We start from the raw sequence: 22,415 nt of genomic DNA, 5'->3' as shown, positions 1-22,415 counted from the left end.
TTGTACTTAATAGATGTCTTACTTAACCATCCATACCCGAAAGGGTATGACTGCATACCGAGCAGTAAAGTCATGGTTGAAAGAACAAATAATCACGCTAAAACTAAATACGCCAATAGGTTATGCCTTATGTAGTGTTATTGGAATTGTTTTATCAGTGATAGCCTGCAATATTGGTCTGAAATTTAGCATCGTATTATTGGGGGTAATCATAGGAATACCTACCGTTTTTGCTTGTTTGTTCAATCTTCAGTTTGGTTTGATTACCATGACTCTTATCGCTTTCACCATTCAATACTTCAAAAAAATCACAGATATACCCATAGGTATTGCCTTAGATATATTGCTTGTGATTATGTTTTTTGGTATGTTTATCAAGCAAATCCAAGAACGTGATTGGAGTTTTGCCAAAAGTCCCATTAGTTTCTGGATATTCATTTGGGTATTTCTCAATCTCATACAAGCCATCAATCCCGTAGCTGCTTCTCAAACTGCCTGGATGTACACTGTTCGGAGTATGGCAGGGTTGATTTTACTGTATTTCATAGCCTGTTATGCTTTTAGTAGCCTTCAATACATTAAGTTGGTTTTCAAAATTTTAGTGGCAATTGCAGTTTTCAACGCATTGTATGGATTTTACCAAGAATTTCGTGGTTTTACCAACTATGAAATAGCATGGTTGTATGCCGAAAAAGAACGATTTCAGTTGGTCTTTCAATGGGGGCGACTTCGAATTTTTTCTACCTTTGGTGATCCCACCACTTTTAGTATTTATACAGTATATATGGGAATGTTTTGCGCTATTATGCTAATAGCTCCAATAAAATGGTGGAAACGTTTTGCGCTTGCTATTGCTGCTATTATGCTATTTTGGGTAACAGCCTATACGGGTACTCGCACCGCATTTGTACTACTTCCCGCAGGTTTTTTCTTTTTTACTTTGATGACCTTCCGAAAAGAAACAATTTTACTTGCATTTGCGCTACTGCTATTCGGCGGAGTATTGGTACTCAAATCGACAGGAAACCCTGTTATTTACCGCATACAGTCTGCGTTCAAACCCAATGAAGATCCTTCTATGCAATTGCGGCTTAGAAACCAAGCTTTTATACAACCCTTCATCCGCAAACACCCTATGGGTGCAGGTTTGGGTAGCACAGGATTGTGGGGACAGCGTTTTACACCTGATTCTTTTCTGGCACACTTTGCACACGACAGTGGTTTGGTTCGAATCGCAATAGAACTCGGTTGGATAGGTTTGATTGTGTATTGTATTTCGCTTTTTGTATCTCTAAAACAATGTATCTACTATTATTTTCGGGTCAAAGACCCTACCATCAAGATGATGTATTTAGCAATTGCTAATATACTGTTCGTTTTAACATTGGCGAGCTATCCACAAGAAGCCATCGTACAACTACCCACAAGCATTGTTTTTTATATCTGTTTGGCAGCTGTCGTGCGGCTCAAGGATTTTGATACAGAAATGATTGCAGAAAAAGGTGCAGAACGAGTAGATGTTGAAGAAGACAGGGTGTATCCTATCAAAGTAGAACGTCAGGTTGAAATTATATAGTACACTCCTGTGACATTGGCTTTAGTCAGTAAACACTGAAGTCTTGTGTTTTTTTCCGACAAATCGGAATGTTCCATTGTTAAGATTTTGATTTTTAAACCACAAAAGCATCAAAAGGACACAAAAGGCTTTTATGATTTCTTTTGTGTTCTTTGTGTCTTTTGTGCTTCAATTCCTGTAGTGTACTCGCTGGACTAGTACAACAACAAGTAAATAGATGGAAACTATTAATGCCGAAAGGTCAAAAGGATTTTCGCCCATTCAAGTGTGGACACTTGAGCGAAATTCTTGCAGTAAGTCTACTGACTTACAGTACACTATACAAGAAGTGTGGACACTCCAAGCAAGGGTGTTGTTCAAGTGTGGGTACTTGAACAGGCTTCTTAACATTTAAAAACACACCTCGAATGAATTCGACGATAGGGATGCAACCTTGATGAAGTTGCCACTTTCTTGCTTTTAGCTGGACTATAATTAGGAGAGTAGAAAATAAACATTCACTGCAAAAAATGGTTATTCGTTTTTTACCAATACTTTAGAAAATATGAATCCCTTCTTCTACTTCAAATTGTACTTACTCACAACGCTAACTTTCTTTCTGATTGATATGTTTTGGTTGGGCTTTGTAGCCAAAAATTTGTACCAAAACCACATTGGACATCTAATGGCAGATAAGGTCTATTGGACACCTGCAATTGTTTTTTATTTACTCTACATTGTTGGTATTCTGGTTTTTGCAGTACTTCCACAACTACAAGGAGGAACTTGGCAACAAGCAGCTGTGTGGGGTGCGCTTTTCGGTTTTTTCACCTATATGACCTACGATTTAACCAATCTCGCAACCCTTAAAAATTGGTCGCACTTGGTAGCAGTTGCCGATATTATCTGGGGAACAGTGTTGTGTGCATCTGTAGCAACGGTTTCCTTTTTCATAGGAAAGTGGTTGTTGTAATGCAGTACCCTATTACAGCATAAACCAAATAAGTTGCCAATTATTTTTTATGCAAAGAACTGATGTTCAATAGTTTTAAAAACTAATTACCAGTCACTAATTTTACTAAGCACTAATGCGCTTTTGTTTGTCATCTGGAAAGTGCATCAAATCGAGGTAATTTCGTCTTTTGAAAAGGTACAATTCTGTGCCATTTGGAGCTTCAATGCCTACCGCTGCAAAGACTTTTTTCTTAATCGGAATCATTTCAAAAGTTGTAGGAATTCCCATTTTTTTTACTTCTATGATTCGTTCTGGCATTTCGTTGTCGAGATAGGTAAGTTTCATCCCTTCAAACTGTTCGGTTTCATGCAAGCCAATGCTGATCAGCCCATCCGAAAGAATGGCACGGCTGCCAAACTCCTCATTTTCCCAACTGCGGTAAAACACACAAGAAAAGCCCATCTTTTTCCAAAAGTTGAGGCTATCTGTCATTTGATGAGTAGTGAGGCTAAGTTCTGCCAATTGTCCAATTTTTAGAGCAGAAGAAGCTGAAACGGGAAGAGGGAGGTTTTGAAAAATGGCATGGTTGCTGAGAATAATTTTTGTGCCATTTGAATCTGCAAAAGTAGCCTGAATACTGTCTTGGTTGGGGTGATTTTTGATACAAAACGAACAGCCTCTATCTTTCAAAGTGGCCAAGGTTTCGTTCATCAGTGGTTGATAGTACACAATGCCCTTACTTCCAAAATATCCTTCGTCCAAAAGTAGGTGTGTGTTGCCATCCGTCAGCACACTAAAACTTTGTTTTGCCTTACAATCAGCAACTCGAATATAGCCCAAAGATTGAAAAAAATCAATATTTGCAGCCCTATCATGGACGGGCAATAATATGAAAACTTGCTGGCCTAGATTCATAGCACATTGTTTTAGAAAGATTAGTTGTGGATGTTTTTATAAAACCTATTTTTGCTTCCAAAAGTTCCTTGGGGTAAAGCACACGAGAAACTTCATTCAGATTTACACCAATTTTCGTTTTTAGGCTAGCCCCTTAATCCCTAAACTCTCAAAACTGATACAAATGAAATACCTCAATTCGGAACACCTTCGCCAATCTATTTCTCCACTTGAAGTCATTGCAGCTGTAGAAAAAGCGATGGTTTTGTATGAAACAACAAACTATTTCATGCCGCAACGCCCTCATTTTGATAGAAATGGAAATACACTTTTGTTGATGCCTTGTTTTACAGCAAGTAGTTTCGGCACTAAGTTGGTCAGCATTTTTCCGAACAATACACACCACAATTTACCTGCGATTCAAGGCCTGATGATTTTGAATGATGCAAAAACTGGAGAACCTTTGGCCATATTGGATGCAGGAACATTGACGGCTTTGAGGACAGCAGCTATTGGTGCGGTCAGTATCAAATATTTGGCGAAAAAGGAGGTGCAAAGTTTGGGAATCATCGGAACGGGAAGGCAAGGAATCGAACAAGCGGTTTTTACTTCAAAGGTGCGGCCTATTCGAGATATTTGGTTGTACAACCGTTCTGTTGAGCAACTTCAAAAAGCGGAGTCAAAGCTTCGAAAATTGCTGCCCAACAGCAAAATTCATATTGCAGAAAACACTATTCAACTACTTCAAAATGTGAAAATTGTAATCACTTCCACCAATTCTGAAAATCCTGTATTACCAAATGATGCGGAGTTATTGAAGGAGAAACATTATATCGGGATTGGTTCTTACAAACCCAATATGCGGGAATTTCCCCAAGCACTTTTTTCGCTTTTGAAAGAGATTTATACCGATACCACATATGCATTGCAGGAATGTGGAGATTTGGCAACACCTATTGCAGAAAATTGGCTGCAAAAGGAACAAGTGAAAAGGTTGGGTCAGGTGATTGAAGGAAAAACCATAGTTGCAGAAGCTTCAACGACTTGCTATAAATCGGTGGGCATGGCACTGTTTGATGTGATGGTTGCAGAACAAATTTACCAAAAGGCGTGCGAAATGGGAGTGGGGCAGGATTTGATTTGAATATCTTTGCAGAACCTGTGATAAAAAAGCCCTTCGCTTCACAGCAAAGGGCAATCATCGATTATGAAAAGACTTTACACTAATAAAATAAATTCAAACACTTATGACAATTAATATTACGCCACAAAGGTAAAGTTGTAAAGTCAAGCGATGATTGCCTTTAGGTGAAGGAATTGTTAATATTGCAAAAAAATCCTTGCATTTCACAGGAGTAAAATGGGTTGGTAAACAATTTAATAATCAGCGAGCTTTGTATAATCTAGTGTCTGAACGGAATCTTGCAAGGAGTTCACAGTCAAACTATTGGATGCAAAAAATCATTTGAACTTTTTTGGATTTTCAAGAATACCAATACCTTCAATAAATTCCTAATGAATTAGGAACAAGTTATTACAAGAATATAGAATCTTCGTGAAATATAGGCAAAAAGTTCGCTTGTTTAAACAATTAGTTATGTTTTGATAGTCAAATGATTGAGAGTTTCCGTTCAGGCACTAATCTACAAAAGCTGTGATTTATTTCCCACTCTTCAAATATTTCTTTGGGATTTTGTGTTCATCCGTAGCTGTTCCCCACAAAATATTGACGATCCACCAACGACCTTGATCATAGACCAATTGAATGCTGTTGATACCCTTTGTAAAAGGTTCTCCATCCTGTTCTGTACGGGTTTCGTAGCTACTAAACACCTGAGCTATGCCATTGAATTCTTCCACGACTTGCCCTGTTTCTACCTCATAAAAACCTGATTCTAAGAAAAAAGGATCAGCTTTTCCAATGTATTCTTCCAATGAAAGGGTTTGGTAAATTTTATCGCCTTCTTGTGTTGGAACAAGTGCATTGAACTGTGCGGTAGGTTTGCAAAGTGCCTTCAATCTGCTCCAATTGCGCTGACCAGCAGGGCCTGAAATCACATTGTATAAAGCGGCAGTAATTCCTTCAATAGAGCCAACTTCTTCTGAAGTCGCACGGTAAGCAGGCGCATCCATTGGGGTGACAAAAGCTCTTAACCACGCATTTCTGACTTTCATTTGCCGAGAACTAGGTGTCTCCATAAACTTAATTTCGTGTAGAGCAGTGCGCTCCACTTTCATGGCATTTCCTTTCAGTACTACTTCTTCTGATTCACCATCCTCGTTTGGACGCAAAACAGTAATAGAAAATTCTTTGCCTTCTTCTAATCCTTCTTTGAAGGAATAAATAAACTCTCGAATACCGTCTGACTTAGGCACCTCTTGTCCATTCATTTTCACAATTTCATCTCCTTTCATATAGCCCAATTGTTTGCCCAATGCGTTCATATTTTCGGTGTCATCTACCAACAAACGCTCGGTTTCTGGGTTGAAACTCAAGGTCACATTGCCAAAAGAATAGTCATTGTAATTTGCTTCGGGTTTGTAACTAACCCCTGCATAGGCAAACGATTTTTCTAAAGGAAGTGATTCAGGACCTGCCACATACCGCTCAAAAAAGTCTTTTACTTCTGGGTAAGTCATTTCTACAATTTCGTCAAAAAGTTCATCGTCTTTGAAAGGTTTGTCCTTCCCATATTTTTTCGACAAATCTGCAATCAAATCTTGCATACCATATTCGCCTTCAGATAGATTCAACAAAAGTAGGTCGAGCGACATACTGATAAGTGCGCCTTTCTCATACACATTTTGGTATTGATCAGCGTATTTGTCTGCACAATACTTGCTCATTTCGGTGAAAGGAAGGTGGTCATCGTAGTTGTTTTGGGAATTGATAATTTTACTACGAAGGACATCAAAGTATGCTTCTGGTTCTATCAAACCATATTTTACTTGAACATTGCTGGCAAAATATTCGGTATTACCTTCATATAACCAGAGGTGTTTGGAAAGTTTTGCTGTATTGTAGTCAAAGTATTGAATTTCTTCTGAATGGATATTGAGTGGACTCACAATATGGAAGAACTCATGGGCTGCAATATCCCTGATGAAAGGCATAACCAGAGTTTGAGGGTATTCGGGGAGGTAATAAAATGAAGAGTACGAATGTTCCAAAGCCCCTTGAATAGGTGCTGCATTGAAAGGCTCGACAAAATACATAATGAAAGCATATTTTTTTACAGGTAGTTCGCCTCCCAAATACTCTTTTTGTGCCATCAATAATTCTTTGATTCCTTCTGCTAAATAGCCAGACTCGATTATTTTTGTAGGAGAATAGACCGACACCAAAACTTCGGTATCCGCTACTTTTACAATCGTTGTATCAGGTTCGTTGTACATCATCGGTGAATCTGCCAAACGCATATAATCTTCTACCAAATATACATCTTTATCTTTGGATACCTCTTTTGGAATCAATCCTGTGCTGCCATAGAAATTTTCGGGATGGGTAACACTCAATTCATACGGCAAATTTTTCATTCCTTCAAAATAGCCAAAGAAACCGTGGGTATTTATTACCATGTTTTTCTTATCTTCGATATTCGTTCCTGACATTGGATAAATCTGATTGTCGCCCATATCGGCATCAAAAGTATCCTCTACCCAATACGTAATTTTGTGTATTTTATTGGCTTTTTTTATTTGCCAGCTATTGTCATTGAGACGTTTCACTTTCAATTGTTTGCCATTCTTTTCAAAAGCCTTGAATTTATGAACAAAACGCCCAAAGTCAGAGATACTATAGGTTCCGGGAATGATTTTTGGGATATAATAAGTAATGACTTTTTCTTGGATAGTAGGCGCAATAAGGCTTACCATAAGTTCGTCATTTTCGACCTCGTTCAAGTTTAAAGAAAATTTATAGCCATTTTCGGAGGAGGTATTGTTTACATCTCCAAATACATTGCAATAAACTAATAACAAGACAATCAATAAAAATGGGTGTTTCATTTGATGAATTTTTCCATAAAAAAATGTGCGCAAAGATAAAGGTTCTTTTTTGGGAAATATTGTATTAACCTACTTTTAACAGTGATTAACCATGTAAAATGGCATTTTTTGATAAAAACCTTACCTTTATCTGTCTTTTTCTTCCACTCTCTAACCACATATTATCAAAAATCATAGAATATCAATTAAATTTTTTAGATTCAATAAAAACATAAATACACTTTCCGATGATGAAGAAATTAAGTTTTTTACTCTTAACTTTTCTGCTGTTATCTCCCCTCACTTTTGCCCAAAATTTTTATGGGCTGGACAAAATTCAGGATGTGCATGTCATCTTTCCAGTCAAAAGTTGGGACAGCGTATTAGACTCTCTCAAACTGAGTCAAGAAGGAGCTTCTCTCAGTGCAGCCATCAATATCAATGGTGAAATGATTAAAAGTGCTGCCATTATCTATCGAGGGAGCAGTTCTTTCAATTCTGATAGAATTAAGAATCCTTTCAATATTGACCTCAATCAAGCGGATGATGAAGCCAACTATCAGGGTTACAAAACATTGAAGCTCGCCAATGCCATTGCAGACCCCAGTTTTTTGAGGGAAGTCATGAGCTATTCTATTGCAGGAAAATACATGGATGTACCGCAGGCCAACTATGCAAAATTGAGCATCAATGAGGTTTCCTTGGGACTTTATGTCAATATTGAAGCTGTGAATAAAGCATTTTTGAAAAAACATTTTGCAGGTGACAGTGAGGTTCTTTTCAAAGCAGACCCAAATTGGGAAGCTGAAACTATGGAGGGATGCTTGAAAACTTCTGGTGCATCCTTAGAGTATTTGGGAGAAGATGTGGCTTGCTACCAAACCAATTACCAACTAAAATCGGGTGATGAAAGTGCTTGGAAATCTTTGATTCAACTGACGAAAACATTGAAGGAAGGAAAACCAAATGAAATCGAAAAATATTTGGATGTAGATGCTGCTTTGTGGTATTTGGCAATGAACAATGTACTGGTCAATTTGAGTAGTTATCTTGGCAAATTGGAACACAATTATTATTTGTATCAAAAAGACAATGGTCAGTTTGTGCCTATTTTATGGGATTTGGATCGTTCATTCGGTAGCTTCAAAAACACAGGAGAAGGTGCATCGCTTGATTTAGCGGGATTGCAGCAATTAGACCCGATGCTTCATGCCAAAAATGAGCACAAACCATTGATTAGTTCATTATTGAACCATCCTCGTTACCAAAAAATGTATATAGCGCATCTAAAAACCATTTTAGAGGAAAACTTTTTGAATGATGCTTATTTGACCCAAATCAGAGATTTACACGAGTTGGTTAAGGAAGAAGTAAGTGCAGACGTTAACAAATATTTTTCCTTCAATGACTTTATAAGTAATATGGAAAACTCAGTATATACTTCTTCAGAAGAAAGCGTATTGGGAATTGTAGAATTGATGGCTGCTCGTACACAGTTTCTCAAAAAACATTCAGAACTTCTTAAAGTTGCTCCAACAATTGAAGTGGCCAAACATTCATTTACACGCACCAAAACTCCAGAGGATGTTTGGATTATTGCACAAGCCCAAAAGGCGGAAAATGTGGTGGTATATTATCGTTACAATACCGAAGATGTTTTTCAAGCAACGGAATTATTCGATGATGGTAAAAATAACGATGCCAAAAAAGGAGATGGTATTTTTGCAGTGAGTTTGAAGAAAGCCAAAGATGGCGAAAAATTAGAGTATTACATCTATGCAGAAAATGCTGGGGCTGCTTCTTTTTCTCCTGCAAGGGCTGCAAAAGAAACATATGTGGCGGAGTAATAGATTGAAGTAAAGAATTTTAGACTAAAAATGTTGAACGAAAGACATAAGACTTCATTAGGATTATCTTATGTCTTTCGTTTTTTATGTCAAGTTTCACAATCTAATAAAAAGCATAACTTCCATCTGAGTTTACTGATACCCGTGGAACGACTTTGTTGTTTTCAAAATAATCATAACCCTGCTTCAAGTTTTCCCAAAAGCGGAGGAGCGGATAATCATAAGAACGTTTGTCTTTTTCCTTTTGAGCATACAAGATATTGTTGAATTTGAAGGGAAATATGTGAATGGGGATGTTGCCCTGACCACTATTTTTGGCCTTCACCGCCAGTAGATATACTTCTTTGATGCCTTCATTAGTTAGGGGAATGCAGCCTATTGTTTTGCAGCTACCATGTATGTAAATACTTCCCCCCAAATTACCGCTGTGACTGTTGATTCGGTCTGCTTGATTTGGGTAGTCAATACCCAAGGAAAGGTAATAATTGCTTTGTGGATTGAATTTATTAATGTAATAAAACCCTTCTGGAACCTGCTCGTCCCCTTGACGACGTTTAGGCCCCAAATCACCCGAAGATGCACATGAAGTATAGTCGTCAAACTTCTTGAATCTGCCGTCCCAACCTTTTACCCATATTTCTAGGACTCCTTCTTTTTTGAAGGCTCTGAAATACACTTCTGTAGGAGGGTAGGGCAATCCACGGGCTTCAAATTTTTGTCTTAGTTTATATTCTTTATCATTTTTTGCAGTGCGTACACGAGTGTATTGCAACTGGCTATTTTCAAAACTCTGTGCAAAGTTGTCAGTAAAAGACAAACCTATTAGCAACAAAAACAATAATTTACGTTGAAGGGAGAATAAAGATGCCATCTTTGGTAATTGCGTTTCAGTTCAGTTATCTGATAATGCTACAAAGATAATTTTTCTTAGAAAATAGTAAAAATAAAAGACTTCAAAGATAAATATAGACTTTGGACGAAAGAAGTAGTAATCAAAATGCGAGATATAGAGGATTGGTAATTAAGTTTTTAGTTCTTACATCTTTCCTCTTGTGTCCAAAATCTACTAGATTATAGCTTTTTGGCTTTTTCTATCAAGTCTAAAAAATCGAATCTATAACCGTTGGGGTCATAATTGGTAGCATCACTCGCCCATTCAAGTATTCGGTCATAAGATGTTTCTCCTTTGTATTGAGAATCTCTGAGGAGTAAACTGAAGGAGGCAACTGAAGCTGCAAAACGATAATTTTCAGAACCTTCTTCCCATTCTTTTTCGTAGTCAATTGCTTTGATTACCATCAACTCACTGACATCACTATCGGGCAATTTGTAGCGGAATCGAACATTGAGAGGCACAATTCCGAGGTAAGAGGTTCTTGGTATCAATTCGACTTCATAAAAAGCGGTAACGGTTTGATTGGAACCCAATTCTCCCGCATCTTTTTTGTCGTCTTCAAAATCCTGGTTGTCCAAAACTCGATTTTCGTAGCCAATCAGCCTATATTTTTTCACCAAAATTGGGTCAAAATCTATCTGCACCTTCACATCTTTCGCCACCGTATAAAGTTTGCCAAATTCTTCCACAAATACTTTTCGGGCTTGGCTAATGTCGTCAATATATTCATAAGTTCCGTTTCCGTTATTGGCAAGTTGTTCCATGTTTGCATCGTTCAAATTGCCAGAACCAAATCCAAGTGTGGTTAAAAATATTCCTTTTTCACGTTGTTCTTCAATCAGTTTGATTAAGTCCTCTTTGCTGGTAATACCCACATTGAAGTCACCATCTGAAGCTAAAAGAACCCGATTGTTGCCGCCAACTACAAAGTTTTCCTCTGCTATTTCGTAAGCAGTCAAAATACCTTCTGAACCAGCCGTACTTCCGCCAGCACCCAATTCGTCAATGGCTTTGATGATTTTTGATTTTTGTGAACCACTTGTTGAAGGTAGCGCAACACCTGCTTTACCAGCATAGGTCACAATGGCTACATTGTCTTCTGCTCGCAGTTCTTCTGCCAACAGTTTGAAGCCTTCTTTCAGCAGAGGAAGTTTATTAGAGGCACTCATTGAACCAGATACATCAATCAGAAAAACCATATTGGCAGGAGGTAAATTTTCGGTTGGAATATTTTTGCCCTTGATTCCAATCTTGATTAGTTTGTGAGCAGGTGTCCACGGACAGGCTCCTACTTCGGTCACTATTGCCAATGGATGTGGATCCTCCAAAGTGGGTTCTGGATAGTCGTATTCAAAATAGTTGATCAATTCTTCGGTTCTCACCGCATTGGGAGGAGGTAAAATACCATCATTCAAATAACGGCGAACATTGGCATACGCTCCTCCATCAGCATCTATCGAAAAGGTAGAAGTGCTTTCTTCTGTTGTAAGTACAAAAGGATTTTCAACTATTGCGTCATAGTTTTCACCTCCTGTATCTTCCAATATGCCAACGTTTCCAATGGAATCTACTGTAAAATCTTCTTTGAAATCGGTGTCGCAGCTAAATAATACAGCAGTAAGAAATAAGCAAAGAAGTAATGGTTTTTTCATTTTTCAATTGTTTTTGCAGATTGAAGTAAATAACGTTTTCTCTTTCAGTTGTTTTCTATGTATAGAAACGTAAAAATTCACTAACGAGTTGTTTTGAACTAATGTAAAAAATTGCTGTTATTTGAGTAATTTTGCACTCTATTAATGTTTCATTGATTCTCTTTTCTGATTAGTTATCATTTTATTCTGTATGATATTTCAACAATTTTTTAAAATTCTTTCTGATCCGTTTTTTTGGATATTGACTGTCATTTTCTGTGGCATTGGATTCGTTGTTTACCGCTATTTTGTGGTGGGAGATATGGGCTACGATGAAGAGCAAGCCTATTTGGATACTCAACTTAAATACTATGATTTCAAATATGTTGAAGCAGAAAGACAGCCTGTTTATGAAAAAGAGGCTGTCCATTACAATGTGAAAGCTACCCGAAATGAGGATGGGAAAGAAGTGAATTTTACTGCACGTATCGAATACGAAAATGCAGAAATTTCGGCTGTACAGTGGGAACCAAGTTTTGGCGAGGTATAAAAACAACCTTTAAATGCTTTTCTTAGTATTTAGAAGACTAAATCTACTGAACGCTGAATTGTTTGCGACTCACGGGAATAGATGGGTGATTGGATTCCACTACGATTTCGTATTGTCCAACTGGCCATACATCATTGGATCGGGTCAAGTTGGAGTGAAGATCGTAGGTGTCTGCCGTGTCTAAATTGGCGAGATTTACCTTGGCAATATCTATCAAATAACGCTCACCATTGAAAAAACCATACCATGAAAAACTTACTTGTGTTGTATTGGGAACATCATGCAATTGACAGCTTACATTGAAGGTAGGAGCAGAGGCTGCTAAAATAGGGTGATCTTGATTGCAAAGCCCTTGACCATTTAGATTTTCGCACATGCTCAAATTGCTGATTTTTGCAGAAGCAGAAGACGTTGTTGTTGAAGGGCTTGGTAAAGGTGTTTTGATGGCTGTTCTGGTGGGGGCAGTATTTTGGATAGTTTCTTTTGCTACTATTTCAAATTTTTTAGTAACAGGAAGAAGATTTTTAAGGTTGGTTTGAATCACAACTTCGTAATTACCAATGGGCCAATCATTATTTGGTTTTGATAAGTGGGATTGGAGGTTGTGGAATGTACCGACACCAATATCACTTAGGTTGATGTTTACTTGGTCAATCAATATTCTATCGCCAGAAGTATAATACCACGAAAATTGGATGATGGTGCTAAGGTCGGCATTGTGAATTTTGCAGCTAGCATACAGCATTGGGCTTGTTGTATGGAAATTTGTTTGGTCATTTAGACATTGTTTATCAATTGATTGTGTGCATGTTTTAATATCCGAAATGTAGGTTTGGGCATGGCAAGTGGCAGCCCAACAAATAAAAAGAAATACAAACATGGAGAAGATAGCTAATGGCTGTAAGATGATTTTTTGGAACATAACTAAAGGGGGTTTAAGAAGTTTAAGAAATAATGAGTGACTGATTATTCTTCAAAATTAGAGTATAAAAAGACGGAAATCGAACCAAAAAATACTTGTTTTTAATGTTGGAAGCTAAGAACTTTTGAATTAATAGGTTGATTATCATTGTTTTTTTGAAGTGAAGTGTAAATTTTTAAACCGATTTTTTTCAAAATTGAGTACAACTATTTACTTTGACATTTCGTTGATAGTAAAAAATCGAAGAATGAAAAAAATAACTTTCTTTTTATTCCTTTATGCCCTTTCTTTTATGGCTTGCCAGGATGAGAATACGATAGATGCGGATTTGCATTATGATGGAGAAAATGTCACTGCTCCTTTTTTGGATGTAGGGACTTATGAGGCAGCGGCTCGTTTTCCTGTAAGTGTGACAACGGCTTTTCAGGGTAAAAACCTAGAAGAAGTAGAGTTTTTTATAGTAGAACGACCAGATGCATGTGCGATTCATATTTATGGGCAAGGTACTTCAAGTGGAGCGGGAACATTGCTTTATAGTGCAAATGTAAGCAACTCCATCAATGCAAATAGTTGGAACCGACATACGCTTGCCACTCCTTTGGCTATCAATGGAGAAGATTTGTGGATTAGTGTAGTCTTTACTCATAACAGTGTACTTGCAAGCGTAGGATGTGATGCGGGGCCTGCTGAATTGAATGGTGATTGGCTCTATTCCAATTATGACAATGAATGGCGGACACTAAACTTTAGAAGCAATCAACAGGTAGATATTAACTGGAATATTCGGGGATATGTGAGCAATTAATCCATGCCAGAAATTATTGGGCAAATGCAGAATCTATGCTTTGGCTACTGTCAAAAACTCGAATAGCTATCACATTGGCTTCGGCTGTTTTGTGACCTTCTGCCCATACATCACAGTGAATAGTGACTTTTTTCCCTTTCATTTCCAATACTTTTGCCCTTAATTCTATCGCCTTATCATTAGGTGTGGGCAGTAGGTATTTAATAGAAAGTGTGCCTGTGGCATAGCGGTATTCCGGCTCTGTATCCAATCTGCGATTTTCGGACTTATAGGCTGCTGCCATAGCCGTCCCCATACAATGACAGTCAATGAGGCTTGCCAAAATACCGCCGTTCAGGATGCCTTTCCATCCTTGATATTTGGGCTGTGAATGCCATATACAAACCGTTTCGTCATTGTCCTGCCAATAACTATCTATTTGAAGTCCATCGTGGTTTTCTTTGCCGCAACCAAAGCAGACATTGCCTGTCATGTATTCCTGAATTGATTTATTTTGCATAAGGGCAATTTTTTTGAAAATTGTATTCTGAAATTGAAAAATTATTAATCATAGCTTTGGTATAAAAATTGCAATAGTATGACTTTGATATGTCACATTAAATTTCAAGCCTTGACTACTATCATAAAAGCCCCCAATATCCATACATATACCGAAGTAGAGTTGATAAAAAAAATACAGCAAATCGATATCTATTCACTTGAAAGTTATCAGGAAGCTAAATTTTTGTTGAAACTTAGTAGTGAGTATAATTATACAATTGCTGTCATAAAGGCTTATTGTGCAATAGGGTATATCTACACACTAAGAGCTGAATATGAATTAGCAAGAGCTGCTTTTTCCAAAGCTTTAATCATTTTCGAAGATACCAAACAATCAACTTTACTTAATGAAAATGAAAAATTAAAGCTGGAAATGCAGTTAGAAGGAGGTATAGGTAATACCTACGCACTGCAAAATTCTATTGCTTTGGCACTTCCTTACTACTACAAAGCATTGCAAATTGCAGAAAAAATAGAAGATGGGCAACAAATTTCTAATTATCTAAGCAATATCGGCACAATCCATGTTAAAAATTTCAATGTAGATAGAGGGCTATCCTATTTTATGAGGGCTAAGGATGTAATACTCAAAGAAAAAGTAAAGCGAAATTTGGATTCATTGTATTGCAATATCGCAACTTGTTTTTTTGAAAAAAAAGCAGATAAAGAGACTTTCCTTTATCTACAAAAAGCCTTAGAAGCTGCAAGTGAGACAAAAAATAAGAACACAATTGCCATCATCTACATAAATTATGCTGATTTGTATGTGATGAATAAAGAATATGAGTTGGCACTAAAATCAGCTATTCTCGGTTTATAAAAAGGTCAATATATTTTACTCTAAAGGAACTATATTTAACTGCTTATTAAGGCAAATAAATTTATAAATTGCCCTCATTGATTTCACTGGAATTAGATAGAAAATCCCCCTAATTCTCTCCCAAAAAGCTTTGAAAGTTCCACAAGTAGCCTTTGCTTTTTGAAAATAAGTATCCATATGTTGAGCTATTTGGTCGACTAAAAATGCTAAGAATGTCAGCAAGGCAAAATTGGTCGTTAAATGCTTTTTTCCATGCCCATAATTATGCTCTAAATGATAGCCTTGATTTTTCAAGGTATTGAAAGTTTCATTTTCGATTTTCCATCTGGCTCTGGCTACTGCAACTAATTCCTCTATATTCTGCTCATTAATAGGTATATCTGTTATCCAAGTGCTATAGAAAACTTGCTTTCCTGTTTGATTATCTACTTCTTTATATTCAAAGTAGTTGGTTTTAACATCTAAGTGAGTTCCATTCAAAATAAGACCATTTGTAAAGTAGGCAGTACAGGTTTTATTGTCTTTTTGCCAAGTACGGCTTTGTAACTTGCCTGCTTCCCGAAGTCTTTGAACCTGAATATTGACATAACTTTGACCTTTAATGCCAATCACATATCGCATATCTTCTTTTTCTAACTCCTTGATATGAAAACCATTGGGGTATAAGGCATCAAATATAGCAATGATTTTCTCGTTGGGTAACATTTTACGCACCTTAGGAATCAAGCGTTTACAAGCATTCAACTCACAATCATTTTTCTGATTTCCATCTTGCTGAACGATTGCTTCACAAGCAATTGGAAAAACAGTAGATTGCTTAGGATGTACCGCTGCGGCTCCCAATAATTGATGATAAAATGTTTGTTTCCCATTCTTATGATTTTTTACCAAACACTGAGGACAACCTTTTTTATTTGAGCAATAATGACCCGTCGCATCGAAAGGAATTGCTACATAACCATCTAAAACATAACGGCTTTTAAACACTCCTTTTTTTGATAATAAATCAATTGGAGCTTTGAATTTCGATTGCAAATCGGATGGACTTACACCATCTAAGCCTTCTCGAAGAGCTATGTCTGAAGGTAATGAATCTATACCATACACTCTTTCAAGGTTGGCTGAACGAATAGGGTATAGCCCTCGAAAGTGCGATAAGGAAGGGTCTTTGAGAGAAAACATTGCAAAACCTGTCATTAGTAAATTTACCAAAGTATAGGTCGAATTAGATGCTCTATGGTCTTTTATTTCCTCAAAATTACTACGTACTGTTTCGATTAAATTATCTATCATTCAACTTTTTAGCACAAATAAAAGCTTTTTTTTGTATATTGTCATATTAAAATTATTTTAAACCGAGAATAGCTGCACTAAAATACATTGAAGAGGCGATTTTGTATAGTAGAGAAACCGAAAATATGGAAGGTTTGATGCGGGCTTACATCACAAAGGCACGGATTTTTAAAGAACAAAAACACTATGCATATAGTATTGAAGAACTGACAAAAGGGTTAAAAATTGCAGAAGCAGCCGACTTAAAAGGTGGACAAGAAGCGGCTTATCGCTTGATGGCAGATATTCATAAATTGAACGGAGATTATGAAAAAGGCTGTGAATATTTGGAAAAATTTATCAAAGTGAATATTCAAATTTGCAATGATAAGGCGCAAAAAACGATGGGGGATCTTACCTTAAAATACGAATCAGAAAAAAAAGATTTGAAGATTAAACAATTATATCAACAACAAAAATTATTGAGTAGTAAAAATGAAGAATTGAAATTGTTTGCAAGTACCGCATCGCATGATATGAAAGAACCGCTACGAATGATTGGTAGTTTTAGTGGTTTACTTAGAAAACGCTATGAAAACAAATTGGATGAAAATGCTTTGGAGTACTTAAACATTATCGAAAATGCTAACCAACGTATGAGTCTATTGCTAACTGATCTACTCAATTACACCATTGCAGGAATCAATACGAAAGCCAAGCAGGTGATTTCTTTGAACGAAGTGCTTCTGGCTGTTCAGCAAAATTTGCAATTAGCTATTGAGGAAAAAGGAGCAATAATTGAAGTAGAAAATTTACCAATCATTAGGGCGCATCAAACAGATATGATACAATTGTTTCAAAACCTTGTTGCGAATGCTATCAAATTTTGTGTGGAAGAAATACCACATATCCGTATAAAAGTGAGGGAGTTAGAGGATGAATGGGAGGTTGCTATTGGTGACAATGGAATTGGTATCTCTACTGAACATCAAGCCAAAATTTTTGAACTCCTTACCCGTTTACATTCTCGTGAAGAGTATGAAGGAACAGGCATCGGGCTGGCTATCTGCAAAAAGATTGTAAAACAATACGGAGGAGAAATCTGGGTAGAATCGGAACTGGGAAAAGGAACTATTTTCTTTTTTACCCTACCGATTCACTGAAATTAATTGAATTTCATTTGTTTACAATGAAAAGAATACAATTGGTTTTACTTTGAATCATTCAATAACTTCAACAAGACCCCATTCGTCCATCCAAAACCATCTTGTACAGGATATTCTCCACCACCAGCTCCCAAATTCATATCCGTAACATTGTACTTCTCCATCATTTTGCCCGTATTTTCATAAACTTTTAGATTCAATTTCGTCCAGTTATCGCTGATCTTATTGGCTACCACATCAAAGCCATAATTGCGTAAGCCCTGAATCGTCACCCATTGAAGGGGAGCCCAACCATTCGGAAAATCCCATTGTTGCCCACTTTTTATCAAAGTCGTGACTACTCCTCCAGCCTTCAAAAAATCCGCTTGAATTCGCTTCGCTATTTTTGCCGCTTGCGATGGTTTGGCGATGTTGAAGAAAAGCGGGAAAGCTGCTGCAAGTGTGGGAATACCAGTTGTATTTTGACTTGGAAAATGATAGTCTTCAAAAAACTCCGTAGCGATGTTCCAACAATAGGTTTGTATAGCCGTTTTTCGCTGTTCGGCTTTGGCTGCAAAATCATTGGCTTCGGCTGCCTTGTTTTGCAGCAAATAAGCGGTCGAAAGCGTTTCTTCCAAATGAAACATCAAACAATTGAGGTCAACGGGAATCAACTCTGTTGTGCGAATCGTTTTGAAGTCTGTTCCTTCTGCAAACCATCGTGCGCTAAAATCCCATCCTGATTCACAAGCAGCCCGCAAATTTTGGTACAACTGTTCATTCGTCTGTTTGGATTCTTCTGCCAACTCCAAATCTTCGGCATACGATTCGGGGCGAGGCCCTTGACGGTCATCCCAATAGCGGTTGACAATGGTTCCATTTTGAAGCCGAACCACTCGCCTGTGTGTTGGATTTTCGAGGCTCAAATCTGCTGCTCCCGCCATCCAAAAATCGTATTCTTTCTGCAATACAGACAGGTATTTTTCCAATATTTGATTGCCTTTTTCGGCAGCTAAGAGGTTGACCATCGCTGCAAAAAAAGGTGGTTGTGAACGCCCCAAAAAATAGGTGCGGTTTCCGTTTGGAATAAAGCCAATTGTATCAATTAGATAGGCAAAATTGTCGAGCATGTTTTCAATCATGTCATACCTACCTGATTCTGCCAAACCCAACATGGTGAAATAACTGTCCCAATAATAGATTTCTCCAAACCGTCCGCCAGGCACGATATATGGATTGGGTAGAGGAATCAACGAACTTCCTTCAATGGGTTGGTCGCCTTGTCTGGTCAGCACATCCCAAAGGTTTTCGATGTGTTCGGCAGCCGTTCGATTGCTGTCTGTTTCAAAACTGTTTGAAAGGGAGGACGGAAGGTCGAAATTGTCTAATACAAAATCCTTCAAATCATTAACAGTAAGTGTATTATTTCTCTTGATTTGGTGGTAATTTTGCATGATTTTTGCTGCAGGTTGTTTTGCCGTTGCATCAATAAATGTCTTAGAATCAGCGAAAATGCCACTTGTTTGTACATCGTGGAATAAATCACCAAATACTTCTTCGAAAGGGGTATAAGTAGGAGGCATAGTAAAGGTATTTGCTTATTTTTTTCTTTGATTGTCAATGTCCTTGACCTGAGTTACAGTCAATCCTGTAATAATGGTTATTTCTTCATAACCTTTACCTTGATCCAAGCATCGAAGGGTTATTTTTTGTATTCCTTTTTCGATTCCCTGTTCGATTCCTCGCTCAATTCCTTTTTCGATTCCCTGTTCAACTCCTTGTTTGTAAAGTTCATCTTGTTGGATGTCATAAAAAGTAGGCATATTTTGTGCGATTTTTATTTGTGATTTTTTCTCTTGTTATCAATTTCTTTTACTTGATTGATAGTCAATCCAGTAATAATGGCTACTTCTTCATGCCCCATGTTTTGTTCTATGCATCGAATAGCTACTTTTTTGATTCCTTCTTCAATCCCTTGTTTATAAAGTTCGTCCTGTTTGATGTCATAAATGATAGGCATGTCTTGTATAATTTTGATGGTTAATGTTTCTAATTTACGCAGCCTCGAAAGAATAATCAGTTGTTGAAGGTATTTTGATAAGTCCTTTTGGGTTTTACTGACCGCTTTCAGCTACATGACTATTAAACGCAAAATAGACTCAGTTCGTTCGCTTTCGTAGTTACTCAGCATCGCTAAAAGCACAATTTCGGGAATCTGAGAACTCAACAATTGAGTGGTGTTCAACTCGTGAATATTGATTAGCTCGAATCCTTCAAACTTTTCTTCGTCCTTCAATTTGGTTTTCATACTAGGTTTTCCCTTTCCCAAATAGATGACAATGTGTTTGATAGGCAGCTTGTATCTACTGAAAGCCAAACCATGGTATTCTCCCATTCGGTAAAGCATCTCTTTGTCATTCTGCGTTTGAAATTCGATATGCAATAAAACAGTCTTGTTCTCGTCCGTTACAACTTGGTAAAAGAAATCCATTTCTCGCTCAATCGTCTTCGTTATTTTTTCTTGAAGTGGCTTGTAGGAAATGATTTTGATGCCCAGTTCTTGTTCAATCAAAGGTATGAACAACGCTTTAGCATTTTCCTTAAAAATTCGGTCATAGAGGTTTCCAGTATCTTGTCTTTTGGGTATTTTCTTCATATTTTCAGGTTAAATTTTTTGGAAAAAGGAGAACGAGTAATATTACTCAATTTCCAGTATCAAAGTACTATTTGCAGGAACCTCCAATTTTTCCTTCAATGGATACACCTTTGAAGTTAATACTTCCTTGCCTTGTGTTTCTCCTTCCAACATTTCTGCAAAACGCTTCAATTCCAAAGAAGTAGCTTTTTCGTTTTTGTTCATCACCACCATGATTTTTTGATTATCATTGTAGCGAAAATAGACATATATACCGTCTTGCGGGATGAAGTGCATCAATTTTCCGTTGTGGACAGCCGTTGCTGTTTTGCGCCATTGAAGGAGTTGGGTGAGGTATTGTTTGGCAGCTTTTTGTTGATCCGTTAAGCCTTTTTCTTTGAAAACATCTGTTTTATCGCCTTTCCAACCGCCAGGAAAATCGCTGCGAATGATGCCGTGGTCATCTGTTCCAGGATTGGTCATTAGGATTTCGGTGCCGTAGTAGATTTGTGGAACACCTCTCATGGTTAGTGTGAAGGCCATTGCCTGTTTGAAAAGATCAAAATCTTCGTTTAGTTGGGTGAAAATTCGGCTCATGTCATGGTTATCTGGGAAAATCACCAAGTCATTTGGGTGGGAATACAAAAAATCGTGGCCCAAGGTTTCGTAGATTTGAATCAACCCTGTTTTGAAGGTTTCTTCGTTTTTCAAAGCATTGACCATTGCCGTTTGGAGTGGGAAGTCCATGACACTCTTCAAATTGGATTCATAGCCATTGGGATTTTTTTTATCCTTTTGCCAATACGAAACGATGGCGGGAGTTTCGTACCATTCTTCTCCCACAATATTGAAATTGGGATATTCTTTCATCAAAGCATTGACCCAATCTGCCATGTAGTCCATATCTGGATAAGGGTAAGTGTCCATGCGAATACCTGACAAACCCAAATATTCAACCCACCAAATGCCGTTCTGAGTCAAGTAGGTAGCCATGAAAGGATTGCGTTGGTTGAGGTCGGGCATGGTCGGTACAAACCATCCATCGGCAAACACTTTTTTGTCAATTGCTGCAACGTGTGGGTCTTGCAGCACGGTTTTGCGGTGATTGGTTTGGGTATAGGTTTCCCATTGATTGATCCAGTCATCGCTTGGTAAGTCTTTCATCCACCAATGTTCAGACCCACAATGGTTTACAATCATATCCATAATCAACTTCAAACCCTTTGAACTGGCTTGTTCAGCCATTTTTTGGTAGGCTTCATTGCTGCCAAAACGAGGGTCGACTTTGTAGAAATCGGTGGTTGAATAGCCATGATAGCTATATTCTGCCATATCGTTTTCGAGCAATGGATTGAGCCATATTGCAGTGAAACCCAAATCTTTGATGTAATCCAAATTTTGTTCAATGCCTGCAATATCACCTCCATGTCTTCCACCCTTGAAATCTCGGTTGGCCTTTTCCTTCAATCCGTCCATATTGTCGTTATCAGTGTTGCCATTGGCAAATCGGTCGGGGGTAATCAGATAAATGGCATCTGAAGAATTGAAGCCTTCAATGTTTGCTCTGCCTGCTGTTCTTTGCAGTAAATCAAAATTGTGGGATTCTGCAATGTTATCGTTTTTATAAAAATCTATTTTTACTGAACCTGCCTTTGCCTTTTCGCCAATGTCTATCGTTAAAAAGAGGTAATTGGGATTTTGCAGTTGACTAACTTGTTGGAGGTGGATATTTGGATAGTCTATTTTTGGAGTCAAATCGGCTACTTTTTCGCCATATACCAACAGTTGAATAGTGTGGTGTTTCATACCTATCCACCAATTGGGAGGTTCGATTCGTTGTATAGTATTTTGAGCTATAATGAATTGTGTGCTTAGGAAGAAAAATAGAGTGATTAGATGTAGTTTCATTTTGATTGTCGGTTTTGTTTTAGTTACAAGCTAAGATACAGCCTATGGATGGAA

20 protein-coding genes are annotated in these 22,415 nt (G+C 37.6%); 8 read left to right on the top strand and 12 right to left on the bottom strand.

The window, feature by feature from the left end; translation table 11 throughout:
• Positions 1–13: 13 nt before the first annotated feature.
• Together R3E32_14675 and R3E32_14670 are read left to right on the top strand one after the other, a co-directional pair.
• On the top strand, positions 14–1,576 hold the full coding sequence (locus R3E32_14675) for an O-antigen ligase family protein (protein ID MEZ4885976.1): 1,563 nt from the start codon (positions 14–16) through the stop codon (positions 1,574–1,576).
• 544 nt (positions 1,577–2,120) lie between these two features.
• Positions 2,121–2,528: a DUF2177 family protein gene (locus R3E32_14670; GenBank protein MEZ4885975.1), complete on the top strand. Its 408-nt coding sequence runs from the start codon at positions 2,121–2,123 to the stop codon at positions 2,526–2,528.
• A 105-nt stretch (positions 2,529–2,633) separates the two neighbouring features.
• On the opposite strand, the gene R3E32_14665 is transcribed toward R3E32_14670, so the two are convergent.
• Positions 2,634–3,425, bottom strand: a complete 792-nt coding sequence (locus R3E32_14665) for a hypothetical protein (protein ID MEZ4885974.1) — start codon at positions 3,423–3,425, stop codon at positions 2,634–2,636.
• 163 nt (positions 3,426–3,588) lie between these two features.
• Between R3E32_14665 and R3E32_14660 the strand changes: the two genes are divergently transcribed.
• Positions 3,589–4,548, top strand: coding sequence for an ornithine cyclodeaminase family protein (locus R3E32_14660; GenBank protein ID MEZ4885973.1), 960 nt, complete (start codon positions 3,589–3,591; stop codon positions 4,546–4,548).
• Positions 4,549–5,063: 515 nt separating this feature from the next.
• On the opposite strand, the gene R3E32_14655 is transcribed toward R3E32_14660, so the two are convergent.
• The gene (locus R3E32_14655; GenBank protein ID MEZ4885972.1) at positions 5,064–7,412 is read right to left on the bottom strand and encodes a peptidase M61; all 2,349 of its coding nucleotides are present in this window, start codon (positions 7,410–7,412) and stop codon (positions 5,064–5,066) included.
• Positions 7,413–7,639: 227 nt separating this feature from the next.
• Here R3E32_14655 and R3E32_14650 point away from each other — a divergent pair, with 227 nt between their 5' ends.
• Complete coding sequence (locus R3E32_14650; GenBank protein ID MEZ4885971.1) at positions 7,640–9,238, top strand: CotH kinase family protein; 1,599 nt, start codon at positions 7,640–7,642, stop codon at positions 9,236–9,238.
• Between the two features lie 103 nt (positions 9,239–9,341).
• Here R3E32_14650 and R3E32_14645 read toward each other — a convergent pair whose 3' ends face one another.
• A complete protein-coding gene (locus R3E32_14645; protein ID MEZ4885970.1) occupies positions 9,342–10,109 on the bottom strand; it encodes a L,D-transpeptidase family protein in 768 nt (255 codons plus the stop codon).
• Positions 10,110–10,309: 200 nt separating this feature from the next.
• Complete coding sequence (locus R3E32_14640; protein MEZ4885969.1) at positions 10,310–11,785, bottom strand: VWA domain-containing protein; 1,476 nt, start codon at positions 11,783–11,785, stop codon at positions 10,310–10,312.
• Positions 11,786–11,975: 190 nt separating this feature from the next.
• On the opposite strand from R3E32_14640, the gene R3E32_14635 reads away from it, so the two are divergent.
• Complete coding sequence (locus R3E32_14635) at positions 11,976–12,314, top strand: hypothetical protein (GenBank protein MEZ4885968.1); 339 nt, start codon at positions 11,976–11,978, stop codon at positions 12,312–12,314.
• A 43-nt stretch (positions 12,315–12,357) separates the two neighbouring features.
• Here R3E32_14635 and R3E32_14630 read toward each other — a convergent pair whose 3' ends face one another.
• A complete protein-coding gene (locus R3E32_14630) occupies positions 12,358–13,236 on the bottom strand; it encodes a hypothetical protein (protein MEZ4885967.1) in 879 nt (292 codons plus the stop codon).
• A gap of 247 nt (positions 13,237–13,483) precedes the next feature.
• Here R3E32_14630 and R3E32_14625 point away from each other — a divergent pair, with 247 nt between their 5' ends.
• Complete coding sequence (locus R3E32_14625) at positions 13,484–14,041, top strand: hypothetical protein (GenBank protein ID MEZ4885966.1); 558 nt, start codon at positions 13,484–13,486, stop codon at positions 14,039–14,041.
• Between the two features lie 13 nt (positions 14,042–14,054).
• On the opposite strand, the gene R3E32_14620 is transcribed toward R3E32_14625, so the two are convergent.
• On the bottom strand, positions 14,055–14,540 hold the full coding sequence (locus R3E32_14620) for a PaaI family thioesterase (GenBank protein MEZ4885965.1): 486 nt from the start codon (positions 14,538–14,540) through the stop codon (positions 14,055–14,057).
• 111 nt (positions 14,541–14,651) lie between these two features.
• Between R3E32_14620 and R3E32_14615 the strand changes: the two genes are divergently transcribed.
• Entirely contained in the window at positions 14,652–15,401 is a 750-nt protein-coding gene (locus R3E32_14615) for a tetratricopeptide repeat protein (protein ID MEZ4885964.1), read from the top strand.
• Positions 15,402–15,416: 15 nt separating this feature from the next.
• On the opposite strand, the gene R3E32_14610 is transcribed toward R3E32_14615, so the two are convergent.
• Complete coding sequence (locus R3E32_14610) at positions 15,417–16,694, bottom strand: transposase (GenBank protein ID MEZ4885963.1); 1,278 nt, start codon at positions 16,692–16,694, stop codon at positions 15,417–15,419.
• Positions 16,695–16,795: 101 nt separating this feature from the next.
• On the opposite strand from R3E32_14610, the gene R3E32_14605 reads away from it, so the two are divergent.
• Positions 16,796–17,836 carry an ATP-binding protein gene (locus tag R3E32_14605; GenBank protein MEZ4885962.1) on the top strand — a complete coding sequence of 347 codons (1,041 nt, stop codon included), beginning with the start codon at positions 16,796–16,798 and terminating at the stop codon, positions 17,834–17,836.
• A gap of 47 nt (positions 17,837–17,883) precedes the next feature.
• Here R3E32_14605 and treF read toward each other — a convergent pair whose 3' ends face one another.
• The 5 genes from treF to R3E32_14580 form a co-directional block, all read right to left on the bottom strand.
• On the bottom strand, positions 17,884–19,401 hold the full coding sequence (gene treF, locus R3E32_14600) for an alpha,alpha-trehalase TreF (protein ID MEZ4885961.1): 1,518 nt from the start codon (positions 19,399–19,401) through the stop codon (positions 17,884–17,886).
• Positions 19,402–19,416: 15 nt separating this feature from the next.
• Positions 19,417–19,641, bottom strand: a complete 225-nt coding sequence (locus R3E32_14595) for a hypothetical protein (GenBank protein MEZ4885960.1) — start codon at positions 19,639–19,641, stop codon at positions 19,417–19,419.
• A gap of 14 nt (positions 19,642–19,655) precedes the next feature.
• Positions 19,656–19,838, bottom strand: a complete 183-nt coding sequence (locus R3E32_14590; protein MEZ4885959.1) for a hypothetical protein — start codon at positions 19,836–19,838, stop codon at positions 19,656–19,658.
• Positions 19,839–19,949: 111 nt separating this feature from the next.
• Positions 19,950–20,474 carry a hypothetical protein gene (locus R3E32_14585; protein ID MEZ4885958.1) on the bottom strand — a complete coding sequence of 175 codons (525 nt, stop codon included), beginning with the start codon at positions 20,472–20,474 and terminating at the stop codon, positions 19,950–19,952.
• Positions 20,475–20,516: 42 nt separating this feature from the next.
• Entirely contained in the window at positions 20,517–22,361 is a 1,845-nt protein-coding gene (locus tag R3E32_14580; protein MEZ4885957.1) for a glycoside hydrolase family 13 protein, read from the bottom strand.
• Positions 22,362–22,415 lie beyond the last annotated feature (54 nt).

The sequence above is a fragment of the Chitinophagales bacterium genome (assembly GCA_041392475.1).
Taxonomy (GTDB): domain Bacteria; phylum Bacteroidota; class Bacteroidia; order Chitinophagales; family UBA2359; genus JAUHXA01.
This window is presented reverse-complemented; position numbering and strand designations above follow the sequence as displayed.